Here is a 20766-nt window from a genome sequence, read left to right as displayed (position 1 = left end):
CCGCGCCGGCGTCGCCTCCAGGCATTCCGTCACCCTCTTCCCCTGCCACGCCCCGGAGTTGACCGCATGACCAACGGACTGGCCCGCGCCGCCATACGCTTCCGGCCCGCGTCGTTCGTGGGCACCTTCCTTGCGCTGCTGTTCGCCTCGGCGATCGTGACCGCCTGTGGCGTGCTGCTGCAGACCGGGCTCACCGCGAGCATCACGCCCCACCGGTACGCGGACGCACCGATCGTGGTCTCCGCCGACCAGCAGGTGAAGATGACGGTCGTGCACGGCAAGAGGCCCGACACGATCGCCCAGACACTCCCCGAACGGGCCCGGCTGGACGCCTCGTTGACCGCAGTTGTGGCCGCCGTGCCCGGCGTCGAGCAGGCCCGGCCCGACTCCGCGTTCCCGGTGTCGGCCGGCCGATCCGGCCTGCCGGCGCTCACCGGCCGCGGCTGGGCCGCACTGGGCATCGCCCCCGGCGAGCGGCTCACCGAGGGCCGCGCCCCGGCCGACGGCGAACTGGTCCTGGACGCCGCGAGCGCCCGCGCCGCCCACCTCTCCCCCGGCACGGACCTGACCGTCGACACGCCCGTCGGCACCGCGTCCTACCGGATCTCCGGCCTCGCCGAAGCCCAGCCCGGCCGGGCCACCGCCTGGTTCGCGGACGGCACCGCCGACCGGATCTCCGGCCACCCCGGCCGAATCGACGCTCTCGCCGTCCGCCCCGCGCCGGGCACTACCCCGGCCGCACTGGCCGACGCGCTGCGCCAGGCGCTGGACGGCAAGGCGCAGGTGGCGACCGGCCAGCAGCGCGGCGAGGTGGAGCAGCCGGTGCTGCTGAAGGCGAAGGAGGTGCTGGCCGGCATCGGCGGTTCCTTCGGCGGGACGGCCGCCACGGTCGCCGTCTTCGTGCTGGCGAGCACCATCGCGTTGGCCACCGGCCAGCGGGCCCGCGAATTCGCGCTGCTGCGGACCGTCGGGGCCACGCCCCGTCAGATCCAGCGTTCGATCGCCACCGAGGCGGTGCTGATCGCCCCGGTTGCCGCCGCGATCGGCATCCTGCCCGGGCTGGCGCTGGCCCGCTGGTGGTTCGGCGAACTGGTCGCCCGCGGTGCGGTGCCCTCCGGGGTGTCGCTCGACACCGGCCCGCTGCCGCTGCTCGTCTCGGTGGCGGTCTGCACCGGGACAGCTCTGGCGGCCGGTCTGCTCGCGGCCCGGCGCAGTGCCCGGATGCGGCCGACCCAGGCACTCGGCGAAGCCGGCACCGGGCCGGGCACGCCGGGCGTGGTACGCGCCGTGTTCGGTGCGCTGTTCGGCGCGGGCGCCGTCGTGCTGGCGGTGGTCGCCGCCAACCTGGCGGGTGCGACCGCGGCGAACCTGGCCCTCGGTGTGGTGCTGTGCTTCATGGTCGCGGTGGGGCTGCTCGGCCCGTGGCTGGTGCGCGGCGCGGTCGGTCTGGTCGGTGTGCTGCTGCGCGCCGCCGGGGCGTCGGCCTCGCTGGCTGCCGACAACGCCCGCGCCGGCTCGCGCCGGCTGGCCTCGGCGACCGTCCCGATCGTGATGGTCATCGCCTTCTGCGGGACGCTGGTGTTCCTGCAGTCCAGCCTTCAGCACGCCGCCTCCGAACAGGTCCGCGACGGTCTGAAGGCGGATCTGGTGGTCACCGCCGAAGCCGCTCCGGGACTGCCGGCGAACGCGGTGGAACGCGCGGCCAAGATGCCGGGCGTGGACGCCGCGGTCGGCCTGCTGCCCACCGGTCTGGCGTACCAGAGCTCCGGCGCGCTCGGCACGGCCACCGCCGAGGCGGTGGACGGCAATCCGGCCGCACTGGCGAAGCTCCTGGACCTGGGTGTGACGTCCGGTTCGCCGGCCGACCTGTCCCGCTCCGCCGACACCGTCGCGCTGGACAGCCTTCTGGCCGAGAGCCTGCATGCGAAGGTCGGTCAGCGGACGGCGTTCTGGCTCGGCGACGGCACCCGGGTTGAGCCCACGGTGGTCGCGATCTACCGCCGCGGACTCGGTTTCGGGCAGGCCCTGCTGCCGAAGGCCGCGGTCGCCGCGCACACCGACTCGCCGTACGCGACCCGGCTGTTGGTCGCCAAGACCCCGGGCACGGATGGAGCGGCCACCGCGAAGGCACTCTCCGAACTCGCACCAGCGGGCCTGACAGTGACGGATCGCCAGGGCTACGCGGCGCAGACCGACCAGGACCGCGAGCTGAACGGCTGGGTGAACAACGTGATGGCGGGCGTGCTGGCCGGGTTCGCGGCGCTGACAGCCGCGAACACCCTGGTGATGACGGTGCTGGACCGCCGCCGCGAGATCGCCCTGTTGCGACTGGCCGGCACCACCCGCCGTCAGGTCCGCGCGATGCTGCGCTGGGAGGCGTTGCTGATCACCGCGATCGGCCTGGCGACCGGTGCCGCGATCGCCTGGGCAACGCTCACCCCGATCACCCGCGCGCTGACTTCCGCAGCTCCACATGTTCCCCTCACCACCGCCCTTCCGCTCGGCGCAGCGACCGCTCTGCTCTGCCTGGCCGCCACTGCTCTCCCCGGACGCGCCCTGCTGCGCACCCGTCCCACCACCGCGCTCTGACACCGCGCCCGAACTCCGCGATCCCGACCGGCGTACCCGCGCGCCCTCGGCAGCCGCCCTTCCCGAGGGGGCGGCCCTGCCGCGTTCCCCGGCGCCGGGCGCGCCGGGCACCGGGCATCCGTCATGGTCGGCCCAGGAGTTGAGTGCCGGCCGTGCTGCTGGAGCGGGCGGTGAAGAACTCGGTGAAGCCCCGGACGAATTCCTCCTCGGTGATCTGGCCGTCCCCGTCGGTGTCCAGTTGGCGGAAGCCGTGGGAGAGTTCGGCCGGGTGGACGCGGGAGCCGCCGAACAGGGTGCGGTACTCGTCGGCACACAGCTGGCCGCTGTCGTCGACGTCGGCGGCGTGGAACATGGCGCGGACGGCAACGTGCAGGCCCTGCTCCAGGTAGCCGGGGTCACGGTCGGTCCCGGCCAGCATCGCGGTGACGAACTCCTCGCAGGAGATCTCCCCATCGCCGTTGGCGTCCATGGTGGCCAGCAGGTGCTGCCACCAGGTGTCGAAGGCGGTGTAGACGGCGGACTCGGTCTCCTCGTCGCGCTCCAGTGGCCAGCAGATGTTGTGCGCCATGGCCCGGAAGTCGGCGGCGGTGAGGCGTCCGTCGCCGGTCTGGTCCATCACCTGGTGGTAGAAGGCGGCGATCCGGGCCGGTCGGTCGTCCCGCCGTGGCGTACGTGGTGTGCGTGACGGCCTGGGCGGTGCGGTGGTGGCCGCCCGGGGCTGCTCGCCGCCGGAATGGGTGCGGTAGCGGAGCCGGTCGGGCAGCCGCTCGGCGATCAGGCGCGCGCCGCGGTGGACCGTCCAGGAGAGTAGGGCGGCGCTGCGGCTGCGTGGCAGGCCGCACTTGGCGCGGAACTCCGCCGGAAGGTCGGCCAGGGTGAGCGTGGTGAGGAAGCGGGCGACGAATCGGCGCAGCAGCGGCCAGGCGGGTCGGAGCCGGCCGAGGCGGCGTGGGGCCGGTGCGCGGGTGAGGACGGTGTACAGCATGTCCTTGGCGGCTTCGGTGAGTTCGAGCGTCTCCCTGATGGTGTCCCGGAGGTAGCCGGGCACGGCGGCGGCGGTGGGCGGGAACAGCTCCTCGGGGAGCCGGAAGGCGGTGCAGACCTCGCGGAACTCCCGGTAGAGCTTGTCCAGTTCGGCAGGGCCCAGCGGGCGGCCGGAGAGTGCCCGCATTGCCGTCATGGCCTCGTACAGGGTGACCAGCACCCAGACCCGGACGGCGGGGTCGAGGGCCGTGTAGGGGCGACCCTGGGCGTCGACTCCGGCGATCCGGCGGTGGCTGCGTTCGAGGCGCTCGATCTCGCGGCGCAGCGCCTCCTGATCGGAGAAGAACAGGCGCCTGCCGCTGTCCATGGTGTGTTCGATCCGCCGCCAGGGGTGGCTGCGGTAGGTCGACAGTTGGTCGACTCCGGCGCCGACGGCGGGGTGGGCGTTCTGCAGGACGAGCAGCCGCCAGGCGACCAGGGCGATGCGCCGCTCGCCGAGGGTGCGGCGCAGCATGGAGTCCGATTCCGCTCGTGCGGTGTGCGTCATAGGTCCGTACCCCCCTTTCGCTCCGGCTGGCCCGACGGCTGCTCAATGGCCGTTCGGCTTCGGCCCGTTCCGGATGTTCCGAAGCCTAGGGGCGGCTCCCAGCCGGACCCGCTGGCACAGGCCCCAAACCACCCGGCGGGGTGAGCCGAAGGGCAATTCTCCGCCCGCACGGGTGGATCAGCCCGGAGTGAAGTTGACGTTCACTCAATCTCCTTTTGTGAATGGCACATTGCAGAAGAAGCGAAGGCAGCTCAGTCCCGCCAGAAGGACCACCGGTCGGCATTGACCAGGCCGGGGGCGTAGTCGGCGATCGTGCCGACTCCCTGGAAGATGTCGTCGGGGCAGAACGCAAGGTGTTCGGCGGCGATCCGAAGCGCCGGTTCGTGGTCCTGGGGTGGCGCGCCGACGCTCAACTCGAGTTCGGCGAAGCCGACCTGGACCAGCGGCGAGTTCGGCGCTCTCGTCCGGGTCGAGGGAGCGTCGGCGTCGGGGGTTGCGTAGTACTCCCAGTTGGTGCGCAGCAGCGCGGCGGGGTCGTACCAGTCGGGTTCGATGGCATAGCGCGGTTGGAGTTCGCCGGAGCCCCAGGGGCGGAATTCGACGTCGGTGGTGGAGAGTGGGGCGAGCAGTAGCGGCCACAGTCCGCTGGCCGGGTGCTCGTGGTGCAGTTTCTCCCAGAGCCCGAGGGGTGCCGGCCCGTCGCTGATCCAGAGCACGGGGGCGGTGTCTTCGTCGTTGTCGTACGGCTTCACCAGCCGTCCGGCGGTCAGCAGTGCGGCGACGGCGGCCAGGTCGGCGTCGGGCCGCGGGTGGCGCAGTTGGTGGAGGGTGTCGGTCGCGCGGGCAAGCTAGCGAGCCCTCCTGGCAAGGCATTTTCTACTGATGGGTAGTCATGCGGCAGCCGTGCGAGCCGGTTCACGGACCTGCGGAAGTGGACGTAGAGGCCCTGCCTTGATTACGGTCTGGCACCAAACCGATTGTCGGATGATCACGCACTCAGACGCATCCGACCGGAGCAGAAAGAAGGAGCCCACATGGCTTCCCATCGACGCCCGAAACAACCGAGCCGCGCCCGCGCCTACGTCCTGACCGGTGCCGCCGCGACCGCGGTCGTGCTGTCGGCCCAGGTGAACGCGCACGCCGCGCCGGCCCAGCCGAACAAGAACGAGGTGAAGGCCCAGGTCGACAAACTGCTGGAGGAGCAGGAGCAGTCGACCGAGAAGTACAACGGCGCCAAGGAACGGGCGGACCAGCTGCGCAAGCAGGCCGACCAGTTGCAGGACCAGGTGGCCCGCGGCCAGGAGCAGTTGAACGAGCTGGCCTCGGGGCTGGCGGCGGTGGCCGGCGACCAGTACCGGCACGCCGGCGTCGACCCGTCGATGCAGCTGATGCTCTCGTCCGACCCGGACAAGTACCTGGACCAGGCGTCGTCCTTCGACCAGGCCGCCAGCACCCAGACCGCCACTCTGAAGGCGTTGCAGGAGCAGCAGCGCCGCTTGGAGCAGCAGAAGCGGGAGGCGGCGACGGTACTGGCCGAACTGGACAGCCGGACCCAGGAACTCAACGGCGCCCGGAGCACGGCGCAGTCCAAGCTGGCGGAGGCGCAGCGCCTGCTGTCCACGGTATCGGCGGCCGACCGGGCCTCGATCGTACGGGGCGACGACGGGTCCGCCTCGCGGAGTGCCTCCCGGGTCGATCCGGCCAGTCTGCCGGCAGCCAGCGGCGCGGCGAAGGTCGCGGTGGACGCCGCGCTCAGCAGGCAGGGTTTGGACTACGTCTCGGGCGCGACCGGTCCGAACACCTTCGACTGCTCCGGCCTGATGGTGTGGGCTTACGCGAAGGCCGGTGTCTCGCTGCCGCGCACCTCGCAGGCTCAGGCCGGCGCCGGCGTCAACGTGGGCACCGACTGGCACAATGCCCAGCCCGGCGACCTGGTGATCTACAAGTCCGACCGGAGCCACGTCGCCATGTACATCGGCAACGGCATGGTGGTGCACGCGCCGAAGGCCGGTGACGTGGTCAAGGTCATGAAGGTCGACGCGATTTCGATCAACGTCATCCGCCGGGTCTGACGCGCGGGGGCCGAGGCCCCGGCACCCGATCGCCGATCAGCTCCGAGCGGGGGCGGGGCGGCGGTCGGGCAACTGTCCGGCGACGATCGAGGCCAGCGCGAGGGCGAAACCCACCAGCTGGACCGGGCCGAGGGTCTGGTCGAGCACCACCGCACCGAGGACGGCAGCCACCAGCGGAGAGAGCAGCCCGAGCACCGCGACGCCGGTGACCGGAAGGCTGGTGATGCCCTGGAACCAGAGGGCGTAGGTGAGCAGTCCGCCGATCAGGCCGAGCCACAGGTAGCCAAGCGCGGCTCGCCCGTCGATGGCCGGCGGGGCGCCCTCGAACAGGAAGGTCAGCGGCAGTAGGAACAGGCCACCGGAGGTGAGTTGCCATCCGGTGAGCGCGAGCGGGGAGACGCCTTCGGGGCGGCCCCAGCGCTTGGTGAGGGTGACGCCGAGCGCCATGGTGGCGGCGCCGCCGAGCCCGGCAGCCACGCCGACGGCGTCCAGGGCGGCGCTCGGGCCGATCACCACCAGTCCGACGCCGAGTACGCCGACCAGGCCCCACAACAGTCGTCGGCCGGAGAGCCGTTGGCGCAGGACCACCACGGCCAGTACGGCGACGATCATCGGCTGGGCGGCGGCGAGGGTTCCGGCCACTCCGCCGGGCAGGCGTTCGGCGGCAGTGAACAGCAGCGGCAGGAACAGTCCGATGTTCAGTACCCCGAGGACGGCGGCCTTGCCCCACCAACTTCCGCGCGGCAGAGTCCGGGTGACGGCCAGGGCGATCAGGCCGGCGGGCAGGGCGCGCAGCAGGGCGGCGAACATCGGGTGGCCGGGCGGCAGCAGCTCGGTGGTGACCACGTAGGTGGTACCCCAGACGGCGGGGGCGATCGCGGTCAGCGCGGTGCGCGGCAGGACGCCGCGGCCACCGCCGCCCGAACTGCCGGACGGTGCACGGGTGGTGAGCGGTTCGGCGGACGGGGTGGCGGTGCTGGTCGCTGTCATGCGGAGAGTCTGACTTTCACCGGATAGATGAGTCCAACACATGTTTGTCAGTGCATTGATCTCGTTTCGCGATGGATGCAGGATGGGGCGCATGGAGCTCCAGCAGGTGCGCTACGTCGTCGCGGTGGCCGAGACACTCAACTTCACCCGTGCCGCGGAGCGCTGCCTGGTGGTGCAGTCGGCGCTCAGCCATCAGATCTCCCGACTCGAACACGAGCTGGGCGCCCGGCTGTTCGAGCGCACCAGCCGTCGGGTGCGGCTGACCGCGGCCGGCGAGGCCTTCCTGCCGGCCGCCCGCCAGTGCCTGGAGGCGGCGGAGCGGGCGGCGGCCGAGGTCGCGGCGGCAGTCGGCGAGGTACGCGGGCGGCTCGCGGTGGGCCTGATCCCCACCGTCACCGCCGTGGACATCCCGTCCGGGCTGCACGCGTTCCGCGGCCGCCATCCGCAGGTCCGGATCAGCCTGCGGGTCGGCGCCAGCGACGACCTGATCGAACTGGTCCGCCAGGGCGTACTGGACGTGGCCTTCCTCGGTCTGCCACCGACGCTGCGCCCGCAGGGGGTGACGGCCCATGAGCTGGCCCGCGGCCGCCTGGTCGCGGTCGTCGCGCCGGACCATCCGCTGGCCGCCCGCAGCCGGGTGAGCTTGCGCACGCTGGCCGCCGAGCCGTTCGTCGACCTGCCTGCGGGCACGGCCGGCCGTGCCCAGACCGATCTGGCGTTCAGCGCGGCCGGCCTGGTCCGTGATGTGGCATTCGAGGTCACCGACGCCGCCTACATTCCCCGGCTGGTCGGCCCTGGCCTGGCTGTGGCGATGCTGCCCGCAGCGTACGTGGACCGGTTGACGGGCGTCGCCACCGTCGAGGTCACGGACGCGCCGACCCGGATCGAGACGGTGGTGTGGAGCCGCACGGGCCGCACGCCGGCCACCGCGGCATTCCTCGATCTGCTGGGCATCCCGGCCGACGCGTCCACCTGAAATCGGCTCGTCCGAAGATCAGATGATGACCCGTCAGGTCTCCGTGGCGTTTCGCCACATGTCCCCGGGTGTCCGCTCCTGCGATCCGCTGGCGGGTCGATCCCGCGCTGTGCTTACCTGACGCCGTGACCGCCCGGGCGGCCTTCCTCCCCCGCCCCGCGCATCTCCCACCTCCCCGTCCCGCGCCGGCTTCGCCCTGCCCGCGCAGCCGTCGTTATCCCCGCACGCGTACAGGAGCAGCATGTCCGAGCAGAGCCCCGTCGCCACCCCCGGCTGGTCGTTCGAGACCCGGCAGATCCATGCGGGCGCGCAGCCCGACCCCGCGACCGGGGCCCGGGCGGTCCCGATCTACCAGACCACCTCGTTCGCGTTCCGGGACACCGCGCACGCCGCCGACCTGTTCGCCCTTGCCGAGCCGGGCAACATCTACACCCGGATCCACAACCCGACCACCGACGTGCTGGAGCAGCGCCTGGCCTCCCTCGAGGGCGGGGTGGCGGCGGTCGCGCTGGCCTCCGGGCAGGCCGCGGAGACGCTGGCACTGCTGACGGTGGCCGGGGCCGGCGACCACCTGGTCTCCTCGGCGTCGCTGTACGGCGGCACCTACAACCTGCTGCGGCACACCCTGCCCCGGTTCGGCATCGAGGTGAGCTTCGTCGACGACCCGGACGACCTGGGCGCCTGGCGGGCGGCGATCCGCCCGAACACCAAGGCACTGTTCGCGGAGTCGCTGGGCAATCCGCGCGGCAACGTGCTGGACGTACGCGGCGTCGCCGAGGTCGCGCACACCGCCGGGGTGCCACTGATCGTCGACAACACCGTGCCCACGCCGTTCCTGCTCCGGCCGATCGAGCACGGCGCGGACGTGGTCGTGCACTCGGCGACCAAGTTCCTCGGTGGGCACGGGACCACCATCGGGGGCGTGGTGGTGGACGGCGGCACCTTCGACTTCGGCGCCCACCCCGCACGGTTCCCCGGTTTCACCGAGCCCGACCCAAGCTACCACGGCCTGCGGTTCTGGGACGCCCTCGGACCGGGCGCGTTCGCCGCCAAGCTGCGGGTGCAACTGCTGCGCGACCTCGGTCCGGCGCTCTCCCCACACTCGGCGTTCCTGCTGCTGCAGGGCATCGAGACGCTGTCGCTGCGACTGGAGCGGCACACCGCCAACGCGCTGGAACTGGCCCGCTGGCTCCAGGCCCGCGACGAGGTCGCGGCCGTCCACTACCCGGGCCTGCCGTCCAGCCGTTGGCACGCCGCCGCGCAGCACTACCTGCCGCGCGGCGCGGGCGCGGTGCTCTCGTTCGAACTGCGCGACGGCGTCGAGGCCGGGCGGCGGTTCGTGGACGGGCTCGAACTGTTCAGCCACCTCGCCAACATCGGGGACGTGCGCAGCCTGGTGATCCACCCGGCATCCACCACGCACAGCCAGCTGGACGCCGAGCAGTTGGCGGCCACCGGCACCTCGCCCGGCCTGGTGCGGCTGTCGGTCGGGCTGGAGAGCGTCACCGATCTGAAGGCGGACCTGGAGGCTGGTTTCCGCTCGGCGAAGGGCGCGTCCTGAACGGCACCTTGGGCCTCGCCGTCCCGCCCGCCACCGGGGCCTGGCGGGACGGCGACCCGGCCGGCCGGCGGCGCTGGTTCACGCTGCCCGGGCCGCTCCCCCTGGAGGCGGGCGGCACCCTGCCGGGCGGGCGGCTGGCATACGAAACCTGGGGGACGCTCGCTCCGGACGGCTCCAACGCCGTCCTGGTGCTGCACGCGCTGACCGGCGACAGCCACCTCGCCGGGCCCGCTGCGGCCGGGCACCCCACGCCCGGCTGGTGGGACGAACTGGTCGGCCCCGGCCGGGCGTTGGACACCGACCGCTGGTTCGTGGTGGCGCCGAACGTGCTGGGCGGTTGCCAGGGCTCCACCGGGCCGTCCGCTGCCGCGCCGGACGGACGGGCCTGGGGCGGACGTTTCCCGTTCCTCACCCAGCGCGACCAGGTCACCGCCGAGGCCCACCTCGCCGATGCGCTCGGCGTGGGGCACTGGGCGCTGGTGGCCGGCGGGTCGATGGGCGGGATGCGGGCGCTGGAGTGGGCGGTGACACACCCTCGACGGGTGGGTGCGCTGCTGGTGCTGGCCACCGCGGCCGCCGCTTCCGCCGAACAGATCGCGCACGCCTCCGCGCAGCTGCACGCGATCCGCACCGACCCGGGCTGGCACGGCGGCGACTACCATCACTTGCCGCTCGGCGCCGGGCCGCACCGCGGCCTCGGCCTGGCCCGCCGGCTCGCCCAGATCACCTACCGCAGCGAACCCGAACTCGCCGCCCGCTTCGGCCGCGCCCCGCAGCCCGGCGAACACCCTTGGCGCGGTGGACGGTTCGCCGTCGAGTCCTACCTCGACCATCACGCGTCGAAGCTGGCGCACCGCTTCGACGCGGGCAGCTATGTCGTCCTCAACGAGGCGATGAACGCCCACGACCTCGGCCGCGGTCGCGGCGGGACGGCCGCTGCCCTGCGGCGGGTGACCGCGCCCGCGCTGGTCGCCGCCGTCGACTCGGACCGGCTCTACCCGCCCTCCCAGCAGGCCGAACTCGCCGCGCACCTGCCGCACGCCGACGCCCTGCGGGTGATCTCCTCGCCGTACGGCCACGACGGCTTCCTGCTGGAGACCGGCCAGGTCGCACCGCTGCTCGCCGAACTCCTGCCGGGCGCCGGCCGATGAACACGCACCGGGGCCCCAGGGATGACCGGCCGTCAGGCGATCGAGGCGGAGACGATCGCCGCGGCAGCCAGGTTGCAGCTGGCCGACACCCACACCGCCGGGTGCGGCTGATTCGACACCAGGATCGCGCCCAGCCGCCCCGGGGTGAGCAGGTCCAGCAGCCAGAACGCGAGCGCCATGAGCAGCAGCCCGAGAACGCCGAAGGCCAGCGTGGAGATCAGGCCCTTGCCGAAGTCGTCGTAGGTGGTGCGAATCGCGGTGTAGACGATGCCGCCGACGCCGAGCAGCGCCGAGCTGAGCAGCAGGGCGGCGTTGCGATTGCCCTCCGCCCAGATCAGCCGGCCGAGCTTGCCCGGGGTGAGCACATCGATCAGCAGGTAGCCGAGCAGCAACAGCACCAGGCCGACCAGACCGTAGACGGCGGCCGCGCCGAGGCCGTGGACTATGTCGTTCATCAGCGGGGCTCTCCCGGGGTCGGGCAGCCGCGCCGGGCCGCACCATGGTCAAGGGTCGGCAAAACATAACCCATCTCCCTGGAAGCCCGTCAGATTCCGACGGCACTGGACCTGACATCACATCTTCCGCGTACGATGGTCCGCCATGACACCGCCGCCGCCCGCCACTTCCGCCCCGGGCCTTCCGATACCGGACGGCCGTCGCCGGTCCGGCTTCGTCACGCTGGGGATGGTCGGCACGCTCGCCCTCACGCTGTCCGGCTGCTCCTCCTCCAGCACCCCGCCCAGCCGCTGCGTCGACCCGACCACGCTGAAGGTGCTGGACAGCCACTCCTGCTCGGGCGGAGGCTCCGGCGCGGGCCGCTGGTACTACTGCGGGTACGGCACCGACACCGCCAACGGCGGCACCTTCGACAAGGCCGCCACCAAGCGCGGTGGCTTCGGTTGCCCCAAGGGCAGCAGCAGCGGCTCGGGCGGCGGCTGACCCCTGATGCGCCGTCACACCATCACCCCGCGCCCCGACTGGCTGGCCACCGTCGAATCCCAGGGCCTCGTCTACGCGATGTGCTCCGACCCCTGCAACCAGGGCGGCCCGCACCCCTACTGGGACGAGAGCGCCTACTACGAGTTCTCGCTGCCCGAGGTCGAGGCCCTGGAGGAGGTCGTCGAGGAACTCCACGAACTCTCCCTCGCCGCCGCCGACCACGTGGTGCGCAGCGGCCGCTTCGCCGACTTCGGCATCACCGACCCCCGGCTCGCCGCGATCGTCGCCGAATCCTGGCACCGTCGCGACGAACAGCCCAGCGTCTACGGCCGGTTCGACCTCGCCTACGACGGCACCGGACCCGCCAAGTTGTTCGAGTACAACGCCGACACCCCGACCTCGCTGATCGAGGCCGCCGGGCCGCAGTGGTTCTGGCTGGAGGACCGCTTCCCCGACGCCGACCAGTGGAACTCCCTTCACGAACGCCTGATCGCCTCCTGGCAGCGCCAGAAGCACCTGCTGCCGCCCGGGCCCGTGCACTTCGCCCACTCCCGCGGCGACACCGAGGGCGAGGACTGGCTGACCACCCTCTACCTCCAGGAGTGCGCCGAACAGGCCGGCCTGCAGACCATCGGCATCGCCATGGAGGACATCGGTTGGGACGGCCTGACCGGGCGCTTCGTCGATCTCGAACACCGCTTCATCCGCTCCGCGTTCAAGCTCTACCCCTGGGAGTGGCTCGCCGAGGACGAGTTCGCCGACCAGCTCCTCGACGTCATCGACCTCGGCGGCAGCACCGGCTCCACCCTGTGGATCGAGCCCGCCTGGAAGATGCTGCTGTCCAACAAGGCGCTGCTGGCCGTCCTGTGGGAACTCAACCCCGGCCACCCGAACCTGCTGCCCGCCTACCTCGACGGCCCGCGCGAACTCGCCGACCCCGACGGCCCCGGCTACGCCGCCAAGCCGCTGCTCGGCCGCGAAGGCGCGGGCATCCGCATCGTCGAACCGGACGGCACCCAGACCCGCCTCGCCGACTGGGCCGGCGACCCCGACCGCTACGGCGCCGAAGGCCACTGCTACCAGCAGTACCACCCCCTCCCCGACTTCGACGGCAACCGGCCCGTCCTCGGTACCTGGGTCGTCGACGGCGAATCCGCCGGCCTCGGCATCCGTGAAACCGACGACAGCCCCATCACCCACCAGGGCGCCCGCTTCCTCCCGCACGTCATCCGCTGAACTCCTTGTCCTGTCGCCCCACCTCGGCCACTACGTACTCTTCGCCGTGCCGGATGGGTATCCCCTACGCATTGATCAGCCCCCCGCCCACCGCAAAGCTGGTATTCGCTCTCCCCACCCCCAGTCAGGAGATCCGGATGACCCGCCGCGAACGCTTCCGCCTGTACGCCAGCGAGCACTTCACCGCACTCGCCGAACGCCCCGCCCCCCGCCGCGGCTTCGTCGAACGCCAGACCCGCCGTGCCACCCTCTCCCGCCTCGCCCGCCTGCCCCACCGCCCTCGTCCCTGAGTCCCGCGACTCGCTGATCCACCGCCTCTCGGCCCACACCTGCCAACTCGGCTCCCACGCCCGTCGGCTCACCGGCCGTCACGTCGCCGCCAACGCCTCCGCCACCTCCTTCCGCCCCACCCCGAGCTTCCGCAGCACGCTCGCCACGTGGTGCTCGACCGTGCGTGGCGACAGGAACAGCGCCTGGGCGATGTCCTGGTTGGTGGCCCCTTGCCCAACCAGCTCCGCGACCTGCCGCTCGCGTGGCGACAGTGCCTCGCCGTAGCCCCGCCGCCCCGGCGACGCCATCCGCCCGAGGCCGAGATCGCGCCGGACGTGCTGGCAGCGCGCTGCGTCGGACGCGGCCCCGAGCGTGGTGAACGTCGCCTCCGCGGCGGTCAGCCGCTCGGCCGCGCTCTGCGCGTCGTGCTCGGCCAGCACCCGGGCCAGCCGCTCCTCCGCGCGGGCGGCCTCGTACGGCCGCCCGATCGCCCGCCAGGCGTCCCGCGCCCGCCCGAAGGCCTCGGCCGCGCCGTCGCCACCACTGGAAGCGCCGCCGACACCGTCCAACAAGAAGCCCCTGGCCAGTTCGAGTCCGGCGTGCGCGGCCGGCGCATCGACGCCTTCCAACGCCTCCGCCGCCTCTTCCGTGAGGTGCCGGGCGGCGTCGATGTCGCCGACCGCCCGTGCGGTCTCCACCGCCAGCGGCAGCAGTTCCGCACTGCGCGCCCACGCCCCCGCCTGCCGCAGGATCGCCACGGCGGGTGCCACCACTGCGGCAGCCGCCGCCCCTCCGCGCTCGGCCAGTTCGAGCGACCCCAGACCGGCGGCAGCCCGCAGCGCGGCGGTGACCTGTGACTCCCGCTCGCCGTACCTGGCCGCGCTGGTGAACTCGGCCCTGGCCACCGCCAACCGCCCCTGGGCGGCGGCCAGCCGGCCCAACAGCATGGCCCGTTCGGCACCCGCCATGGCCACGTCGGGGAACTCCGTCCCGAGCGCCGCGAACCGCTCCTCGAGCCCCTGCCACCGCCCGGCCAACCCGTCCAACCTCAGCAGGGCAATTCGGCTGTAGCACTCCAGGTAGGCGATCGAGGCCTGCCGGGCCAGCGCCCGGCTCTCGGCGAGCAGCCGACCCGCCTGCTGGTCGTGCCCCGTGTCGAGGGCGATGTCGCCGACGTTGTACAGGGCGCGGGTGGTCTGCCGGACCACCTCGGGGTTGGTGGAGTGGCGCGGCAAGCGGTCCAGTTCGGGCCACAGTTCGGGGTCACCCTCGCGGGCCTGGAAGGTCAGCAGGGTGGCCCGGTATGCGGCGGTGACCTCCTCGTCCGGCTCGGCCTCCAGCGCTGCCGCAGCGTTCGCCATGCGCTCCCGGGCGGCAGCACCGGCACCGTCTCGTTCGTTCATCGCCAGCGCCAGCAGTGCCCGCGCCGCCCGGGCGGGACGCCCGGCGAGCTCGTCGGCAGCCTGCTCGATCTGCGCGAACCCGGCGCGGTCGCCGCCCTGCACGGCCACCCGCAGGCCGAGCGTCAGCCGGATCTCGCCCCGATCGCCGACCGGCAGACGCGGGTCCGCGATGATGCCGACCAGCGCCGCGGTACTCGCGGTGTCGTCGGCGGCGTTCGCGGCGATCGCCGACAGGGCCCGGGCGACCCGTACCCGTCGCTCGGATGCCAAATCCGTTTCGGCCAGCAACTCGCGCAGCAGCAGCCCCGCAGCCGCCGGATCACCCTGCTCCATCGCCTGCTCGGCCGCCGCTTCGGCCACCTGCTGCCACGCCTCCCGATCACCGAGGGCCCCGGTGTGTGCGGCGATCCGGATGAGCGGCTGCGGCTCGAGGCCGCGCAACACAGCGATCGCCCGCCGGTGCAGCGCCGACCGCGACGGCCCCGGAATACGCCGGTACGCCACCTGCCGGGCAGGCTCCCGCCGGAAGGCGTACCGGGCTGCGGTGGGCTCGGCCAGCACCCCCGCCCGCAGCGCCTCCACCAGGCCCGCCGCCACCCGTTCGGCCGATAGCTGCGCCACCTCGCCGATCATCTCCTCCCCGGCCGGCTCACCCAGCACTGCGGCTGTCTCCGCCACCGCAAGCGCGTCCGATCCGAGCGCGGCCAGGCGTTCGGTGACCGCGTCCCGCAAACCCCGCGGTGGCTCCGCGGCCATCAACGCCGCAACCGGATCGGAATGCGGGCCGCCGTCTCGCAAGGCCGTCAGGTCCTCCAGGACGACCACCGGAAGCCCCCCGGACCGCTCGCCCAGCACGGCTGCCAGCCCGGTCACCGCATCAGCACCCCACTCCCCGCCGACCATCTCCCGCACCTCGGACTCCCGCAAAGGACCGAGCTGGACCACCCCACCGGCCACCCCGGGCGGGCAGCGATAGGCCGCACCCAGCACCGACACACCTACCGCCATCTCCTCCGCCCGGTAGGTCACCAGCAACGACAGGCCCGGCAACGGATCCCTGGCCAGCAACAGCAAAAGCTCGCGGCTCGCCGGGTCCGCCCACTGCGCGTCCTCGATCAGCAACACCACGCCACCCAGCGCACCCAGCAGCGCCCGCATGCCCTGCATCAGCCGGTACCGTTCGTCGCCGCCCTCGACCTCTCCCGGAAGCCAGGCTCCAATGTCAGGCAGCCACGGCCGAAGCGCACCCGCACTCGGTGGCAGCTCCGCCGCCTCCGCAAGCAACGGACCACTGCGTCGCAGCGCATCGAGCACCGGCCCGTACAGCGTCGGCTCGGCAACCGGATGGCAGCGCCCGGTCAGCACCCGCCCCGGCGCCACGCCGGCCTCCGCCAAAGCCTGTCGCACCAGTGCGGACTTGCCGACACCCGCCTCACCTTCCACCAATACCACCGAAGGTGCCGCCCGCAAGGCGGCGACCAACCGGGCCCGCTCACGCCGCCGCCCGACAAACCCCGGCACCCTCAACACCGCACACCTTCTCCGTCGACCGTTCCGAGCTCGCCCATCGGCGGGAGCACATCGCTTCCGCTCCGCTCATCATGCGCTGCTGCTCCACCACCCCGACCAGCTCCGCTCACCACCTCCCGTCGCCGCCGTCGATCCGTTGGCCACTCGACACGCCACCTCGTGGACCAACGGCTCCAAGCACCGCGGCGGGACCTGCCTCCGCCGCAATCTGCGCGCGACCCCACCCCACCCGCAACGCCAGCCTGTCCGGCCTTCCCGCACCCTCCCTCTCAGGCTGCTGCCGCCGCGCCGTGTTGCGAGCCGGGTAGCTCCCTGGCGAGCATGAAGAAGCTGCGTGGGACCTCACCCCGAGTGACGAGGACAGGTGCTGTCATGACCGACTGGGACCCTCAGGACCCGGAACCCGCCGAGGACGACGGCGTTCTCGAACCGGCCGACTCCCTGCTCACTGACCGGCTCGACGACGACCCGTTGGACACCGGAGTCATCCCTCCCGACGGGTACTACGGCTCGACCGCGTACGGAACGACACCCGGGGAGGCCGCGCGCGGGGAGTCCCTCGACCAGTTGCTGTCCGAGGAGGAGCCCGACGACACCCCGGAGACGGTCGACGACCGCTGGAATGAAGGGCCGTCCCCACGCGCCGGACGCCTGGTCGAGGACGGAATCGACACCGCAGGTTCCGATGTCGGCCCCGACGGTGGGGCGGCCAGCGCTGAGGAGGCCGCCGTGCACCTGGTCTACCCGGACGAGGACGCCGAGGCACAGTTCGATGACGCAGCACCCGACGAGCCATTGCGCGAGGCCGTCCAGTTCACCGTTCTCGACGACCTGGCCGACAGGGTGCCCGACGACGAATTCCGCTGACGACCAACGCCCACCTCCGACTCCCGGCCTGTCTCACTTGCTCATCTCCACCTCCAGGTCAGCCACCAGCACCTGCGGACCAGTCTCGTCCGCCTCCGCCACCACGGCGCCGTCCGGAGCCCACACAGCGCTGCCTCCGCAGCCCGTCCACGGCCCGGCGACGCCCACATGATTGGCCAGCATCACGTGCATACCGGTCGCCTTCGCTATCGCCGGATGCACCGTCCGCCGCTCTTCCCTCCCACCTTCGGTGCCGTACAGCGAACTGGCGAGGTGCACCCGGCATCCCAGCGCCGCATTTCGCGCCGACACCTCTGGAAAGTGGTTGTCAAAACAGGTGGCCAGCGAGAAGCCGACCCCATCCAGCCAGAACCGGCCACCACCGCTGCCGGCTGCGAACACCTCCTGCTCGTTCTCGTACAAGTGCTCCTTCGCGTACGTCGTCACCACGTCCCCAGTCGGCCCGTACACGGTGCTGACGATCTGCGGTTGATTCCCCGGCCCCGCAGCGACGCCATTGACCACGACCGCGATACCGACACCGCGCACCGGATCGAGTCGCGCGTCGTTCGGCTCCGTCCACAGCCCCCGATCCGCGGCGATCATCCCGAGCTCATATCCGGTGAGGCACAACTCCGGCCCGAACACCACAGCCGCGCCGGCCTCCCGTGCCTGCTGCGCCAGCGCCGTGATCCGCTCGATGTTCGCCTCCACATCTCCCGGCACACATTCGAACTGAGCCGCCGCCACCCGAACCCGTCCCATGCTGCTTCCTTCCTCCGACACGCCATCACCCGTCTCGTTGACCGGCCATCACCACACCGCCCTTGCCCGGGCCCGCGTTGCGGGCCCGCCACCACCGCGCCACTTGCAACAGCACTTGTGGATCGCCCCGCGCCCGACTGCTCCCGTCCGATCAGGACAGTTCGAGGTACACCGTAGGGCGTCCGGCCCTGGCCTCCGGCGGGACTCCCAGTCGCCACCCGGAACCGGGCTTACGCGCCCTGCCGACCTGACCGCGACCGGCCCTCTGCTCTCCGTTGGCGGTTCGGGGCTGACCTTCAGTCAGCCCCGAACCGCACCTCACCGCTCAGACCTGCGAGCCTCCGTCACCGACTCGTTCCGGTCGTTGCGACCGGCGACGCCACCCCATCAGCTCGCCAATTGGGCGGTGTCCCAACGTGATCGCTCTGTCCACTTCTCCCAAATTCCCACCCATTGCTCGGGCGGCTTTCTGGGACATCGGGACTACCGGCGTATGCCCTCCCGCAGTCGCTCGAAGGCGGTCGGGCCCGGTTGGTTCGGCAGAAACGCTTTGATCCGCTCGGCACACTCGCGAGGCGAGTACGCTCCGCTGTCACATTCGAAGTCGTAGTCGCCGTGCTGGTGCACCAGGCCGTGCTGCTGGGCTGCCAGACCGGGGGGCCGGTCACCCCGAGCTTCCTCGCGCCGGGTCAACTCCTCCACGTCACAACGAACCCCAACGAACATGACTCGGTAGGGACTGAGCACGTCCAAACAGTCGGACAGCCGCCACGGCTCGCTCAGGACATGGTCGACGATCACGTTGTTGCCGGCATCCGCCATCGCCGCGATCGACCGGTGAAATCCCTTCCTGGTCCGTTTCAGCGCCTCATCAAACTGGGCCTGCTCTATCGCGCGCATCGTCCGCATGGCGTTGAACATGTCGACGCCAAGATGGAACCAGACCTCGTCATCGAGAATTTCCAGCAACTCACGTGCGATGCTCGACTTTCCCGAGCTCGACGTTCCGTTGAGGAAGATAATGCGCCCTGGCGCTTCACTCATGCGATCACCCATTATTTCATTCTATTGATTTGACATCTCGACAAGTCGAGTCTCCGGCACGCCCATCGACCCCATCAGCCACCCATGCCAGAAACCTCATGCCGATCTACAGATGGACCAAGGACGCCAAAGCCTCACCGACCCAACCACAACGGCCCATCTGACCACCCAGCCCAGCCGAGCAACCCAAGACGGTTCACATTCCCGTCACCATCACCACCCGAGCCTTCACAGGTTCAAGGCCAGAGTGAGCATTTCACAAAATTTCACCCCAGGCCCCTACGACCCAAAACCTTCCTATCAAATCCACACATCACGAACACTTCGGCAAGCACCATCGCCCCGGCATGAGCGTCAGGCGACAGCGAATGCCGCTTATGCCTCACGCAGTCCGCCCTCGAGGCTCGGCCACCCTCCCTCCCTGTCGAGACACCACTCATTGGGGGCATTTGACAGCGCGCCCCGATGCCCCCGTCGCGGCGCGCCCGTTGAGCAACACGGCGGCGCCTTGCCCCGCCGGACAACCCGCCACACCCAACCAGCTCAACGGAGGTAACCCATGTCCACCACCACTGCCTTCACCGTCGAAGGAATGAGCTGCGGCCACTGCGAACGGACTGTCACGGCCGAGCTGACCGCATTGCCAGGTATCACTGATGTCACCGTGGACACGCGGGCCGGCCAAGTCACCATCGAGTCGGCCCAGCCACTGGATGACGACCAGGTCCGATCCGCCGTAACCGGATCCGGCTTCATCCTCGGTGTCCGTATCTGATCCCCTGGCATCCCCCAACACCGCCCGAAGTGCTAGCGGCCGGTGCCCACGTGCGCCGGCCTGCCACTCCACCCGCTCATTCGCCGACACCTCCTCCCAGGTTCGCTGCCGCCAGTGACATTTCTACCGCCGCCGGATCAGCACCAACCGCACTCATGGTCGATATTTCCCGATCCACTCTTTCGAGTAATTCAGCGTAACCTGCTGCAGCCCTTCACCATCTACGCACCACGACCCTGATGCACGTCGCTGCCCGGCCCCCTGTCGCACCCAAAACCAACCCAGCCTCAAATGGATGCTTATAGAAAAAGCTTCATAAAGCAGGCTATTTCAACAGTGCTTCACAACACAGGAACCTGCCGAGCTCTCCCGCTGAACATGCAAGCTCCACCACTCGGCACCACCCCCGGAGCAACCCATTTTCCCGGCCGCAACAAGCCTGCGAAATAATCTCCGAAAAATACTTTGCGAACCACCCACCAACCTCTCTAAGCTTCGGGCCACTGACGGTGGATCAACTCTACCGACGGTCCAGTGCACGCCCAGCCGCAGAGTGGCTTCGCACCCACGATGCCCCGCACCGAGAGGAGGTCCTGTGGTGGTCCCGATAACTCAGCTCCGTCCCACAGCGCATCCGATCACCCGCGCGTCCAGCTGACACGCCCCCACTTGGGCGGTCGCCACGGATCATCGCGGTCGGGCTGCGTCCACTACTCCCTTGCCTCGGAGACCCTGTGATCTTCCGCCCGATCGTCCATCAAGAACTCGACACGGCCCTGACCTGCCTTCGGTCCGACCCGTCCACCACGATCTCCGCCGAGGTCGTCCGCGCCCGCATCGCCGATGGCGAGTACCGACCCGAATGGATCTGGATCGCGGAGGCCGGCCCTGAACGAGTGCCCTCGGCGCTCGCCATCTGGTGGGGCCTGCCCGACGACATCCTTCCCCGAAGCCTGGACGCACTGTTCACCACTGAGCCCGGATTCACCGGCCAATTGCCGTTCCAGGGGCCGGACATGAAAACGGAGATGCCATCTGACCTGGGAGGATGTGACTTGTCTAGGGTT

Annotated in this window: 17 protein-coding genes and 1 pseudogene; 11 read left to right on the top strand and 7 right to left on the bottom strand. The window is 71.1% G+C overall.

Annotated features, from left to right (window positions below; all coding sequences use genetic code 11):
- Positions 1-66 precede the first annotated feature (66 nt).
- Positions 67-2589, top strand: a complete 2523-nt coding sequence (locus tag ACIHEI_RS31120) for an FtsX-like permease family protein (protein WP_396609060.1) — start codon at positions 67-69, stop codon at positions 2587-2589.
- A gap of 121 nt (positions 2590-2710) precedes the next feature.
- Here the strand turns inward: ACIHEI_RS31120 and ACIHEI_RS31115 are convergent, their stop codons facing one another.
- Together ACIHEI_RS31115 and ACIHEI_RS31110 are read right to left on the bottom strand one after the other, a co-directional pair.
- Positions 2711-4087, bottom strand: coding sequence for an oxygenase MpaB family protein (locus tag ACIHEI_RS31115; RefSeq protein WP_396609059.1), 1377 nt, complete (start codon positions 4085-4087; stop codon positions 2711-2713).
- Between the two features lie 284 nt (positions 4088-4371).
- Positions 4372-4872: a DUF4253 domain-containing protein gene (locus ACIHEI_RS31110; RefSeq protein WP_396609058.1), complete on the bottom strand. Its 501-nt coding sequence runs from the start codon at positions 4870-4872 to the stop codon at positions 4372-4374.
- A gap of 282 nt (positions 4873-5154) precedes the next feature.
- Here ACIHEI_RS31110 and ACIHEI_RS31105 point away from each other — a divergent pair, with 282 nt between their 5' ends.
- Positions 5155-6192, top strand: a complete 1038-nt coding sequence (locus tag ACIHEI_RS31105; protein WP_396609057.1) for an NlpC/P60 family protein — start codon at positions 5155-5157, stop codon at positions 6190-6192.
- Positions 6193-6228: 36 nt separating this feature from the next.
- Here the strand turns inward: ACIHEI_RS31105 and ACIHEI_RS31100 are convergent, their stop codons facing one another.
- The gene (locus ACIHEI_RS31100; RefSeq protein ID WP_396609056.1) at positions 6229-7182 is read right to left on the bottom strand and encodes an EamA family transporter; all 954 of its coding nucleotides are present in this window, start codon (positions 7180-7182) and stop codon (positions 6229-6231) included.
- A gap of 91 nt (positions 7183-7273) precedes the next feature.
- Here ACIHEI_RS31100 and ACIHEI_RS31095 point away from each other — a divergent pair, with 91 nt between their 5' ends.
- From ACIHEI_RS31095 to ACIHEI_RS31085, 3 genes are all read left to right on the top strand, one after another.
- Positions 7274-8158: a LysR family transcriptional regulator gene (locus tag ACIHEI_RS31095; RefSeq protein WP_396609055.1), complete on the top strand. Its 885-nt coding sequence runs from the start codon at positions 7274-7276 to the stop codon at positions 8156-8158.
- 241 nt (positions 8159-8399) lie between these two features.
- Positions 8400-9719: a bifunctional o-acetylhomoserine/o-acetylserine sulfhydrylase gene (locus ACIHEI_RS31090; protein ID WP_396609054.1), complete on the top strand. Its 1320-nt coding sequence runs from the start codon at positions 8400-8402 to the stop codon at positions 9717-9719.
- An 8-nt stretch (positions 9720-9727) separates the two neighbouring features.
- On the top strand, positions 9728-10870 hold the full coding sequence (locus ACIHEI_RS31085; protein WP_396609053.1) for a homoserine O-acetyltransferase: 1143 nt from the start codon (positions 9728-9730) through the stop codon (positions 10868-10870).
- A 32-nt stretch (positions 10871-10902) separates the two neighbouring features.
- Here ACIHEI_RS31085 and ACIHEI_RS31080 read toward each other — a convergent pair whose 3' ends face one another.
- Positions 10903-11325, bottom strand: coding sequence for a DUF350 domain-containing protein (locus ACIHEI_RS31080; RefSeq protein WP_392954455.1), 423 nt, complete (start codon positions 11323-11325; stop codon positions 10903-10905).
- A gap of 145 nt (positions 11326-11470) precedes the next feature.
- On the opposite strand from ACIHEI_RS31080, the gene ACIHEI_RS31075 reads away from it, so the two are divergent.
- The 3 genes from ACIHEI_RS31075 to ACIHEI_RS31065 all read left to right on the top strand — a co-directional run bounded on the left by ACIHEI_RS31075 (position 11471) and on the right by ACIHEI_RS31065 (position 13335).
- Positions 11471-11809 carry a hypothetical protein gene (locus ACIHEI_RS31075; protein WP_392954453.1) on the top strand — a complete coding sequence of 113 codons (339 nt, stop codon included), beginning with the start codon at positions 11471-11473 and terminating at the stop codon, positions 11807-11809.
- Positions 11810-11815: 6 nt separating this feature from the next.
- Positions 11816-13045, top strand: a complete 1230-nt coding sequence (locus ACIHEI_RS31070) for a glutathionylspermidine synthase family protein (RefSeq protein WP_387641400.1) — start codon at positions 11816-11818, stop codon at positions 13043-13045.
- 137 nt (positions 13046-13182) lie between these two features.
- Positions 13183-13335: a hypothetical protein gene (locus ACIHEI_RS31065; protein WP_387641398.1), complete on the top strand. Its 153-nt coding sequence runs from the start codon at positions 13183-13185 to the stop codon at positions 13333-13335.
- A 78-nt stretch (positions 13336-13413) separates the two neighbouring features.
- On the opposite strand, the gene ACIHEI_RS31060 is transcribed toward ACIHEI_RS31065, so the two are convergent.
- Positions 13414-16239 (bottom strand): AAA family ATPase, encoded by a 2826-nt coding sequence (locus ACIHEI_RS31060; RefSeq protein ID WP_396609052.1) that lies wholly within the window; start codon positions 16237-16239, stop codon positions 13414-13416.
- A gap of 381 nt (positions 16240-16620) precedes the next feature.
- Here ACIHEI_RS31060 and ACIHEI_RS31055 point away from each other — a divergent pair, with 381 nt between their 5' ends.
- Positions 16621-17115: a DUF5709 domain-containing protein gene (locus tag ACIHEI_RS31055; RefSeq protein ID WP_396609051.1), complete on the top strand. Its 495-nt coding sequence runs from the start codon at positions 16621-16623 to the stop codon at positions 17113-17115.
- Positions 17116-17148: 33 nt separating this feature from the next.
- Here the strand turns inward: ACIHEI_RS31055 and ACIHEI_RS31050 are convergent, their stop codons facing one another.
- Together ACIHEI_RS31050 and ACIHEI_RS31045 are read right to left on the bottom strand one after the other, a co-directional pair.
- Entirely contained in the window at positions 17149-17880 is a 732-nt protein-coding gene (locus ACIHEI_RS31050; RefSeq protein ID WP_396609050.1) for a carbon-nitrogen hydrolase family protein, read from the bottom strand.
- A gap of 483 nt (positions 17881-18363) precedes the next feature.
- Positions 18364-18936, bottom strand: a complete 573-nt coding sequence (locus ACIHEI_RS31045; RefSeq protein ID WP_396609049.1) for a chloramphenicol phosphotransferase CPT family protein — start codon at positions 18934-18936, stop codon at positions 18364-18366.
- A 547-nt stretch (positions 18937-19483) separates the two neighbouring features.
- On the opposite strand from ACIHEI_RS31045, the gene ACIHEI_RS31040 reads away from it, so the two are divergent.
- A complete protein-coding gene (locus ACIHEI_RS31040) occupies positions 19484-19699 on the top strand; it encodes a heavy-metal-associated domain-containing protein (protein WP_396609048.1) in 216 nt (71 codons plus the stop codon).
- 734 nt (positions 19700-20433) lie between these two features.
- Positions 20434-20766 (top strand): annotated as a pseudogene (locus ACIHEI_RS31035) (hypothetical protein); the annotation flags it as partial.

Source organism: Kitasatospora sp. NPDC051984, from assembly GCF_044593455.1.
Taxonomy (GTDB): Bacteria; Actinomycetota; Actinomycetes; order Streptomycetales; family Streptomycetaceae; genus Kitasatospora.
This window is presented reverse-complemented; position numbering and strand designations above follow the sequence as displayed.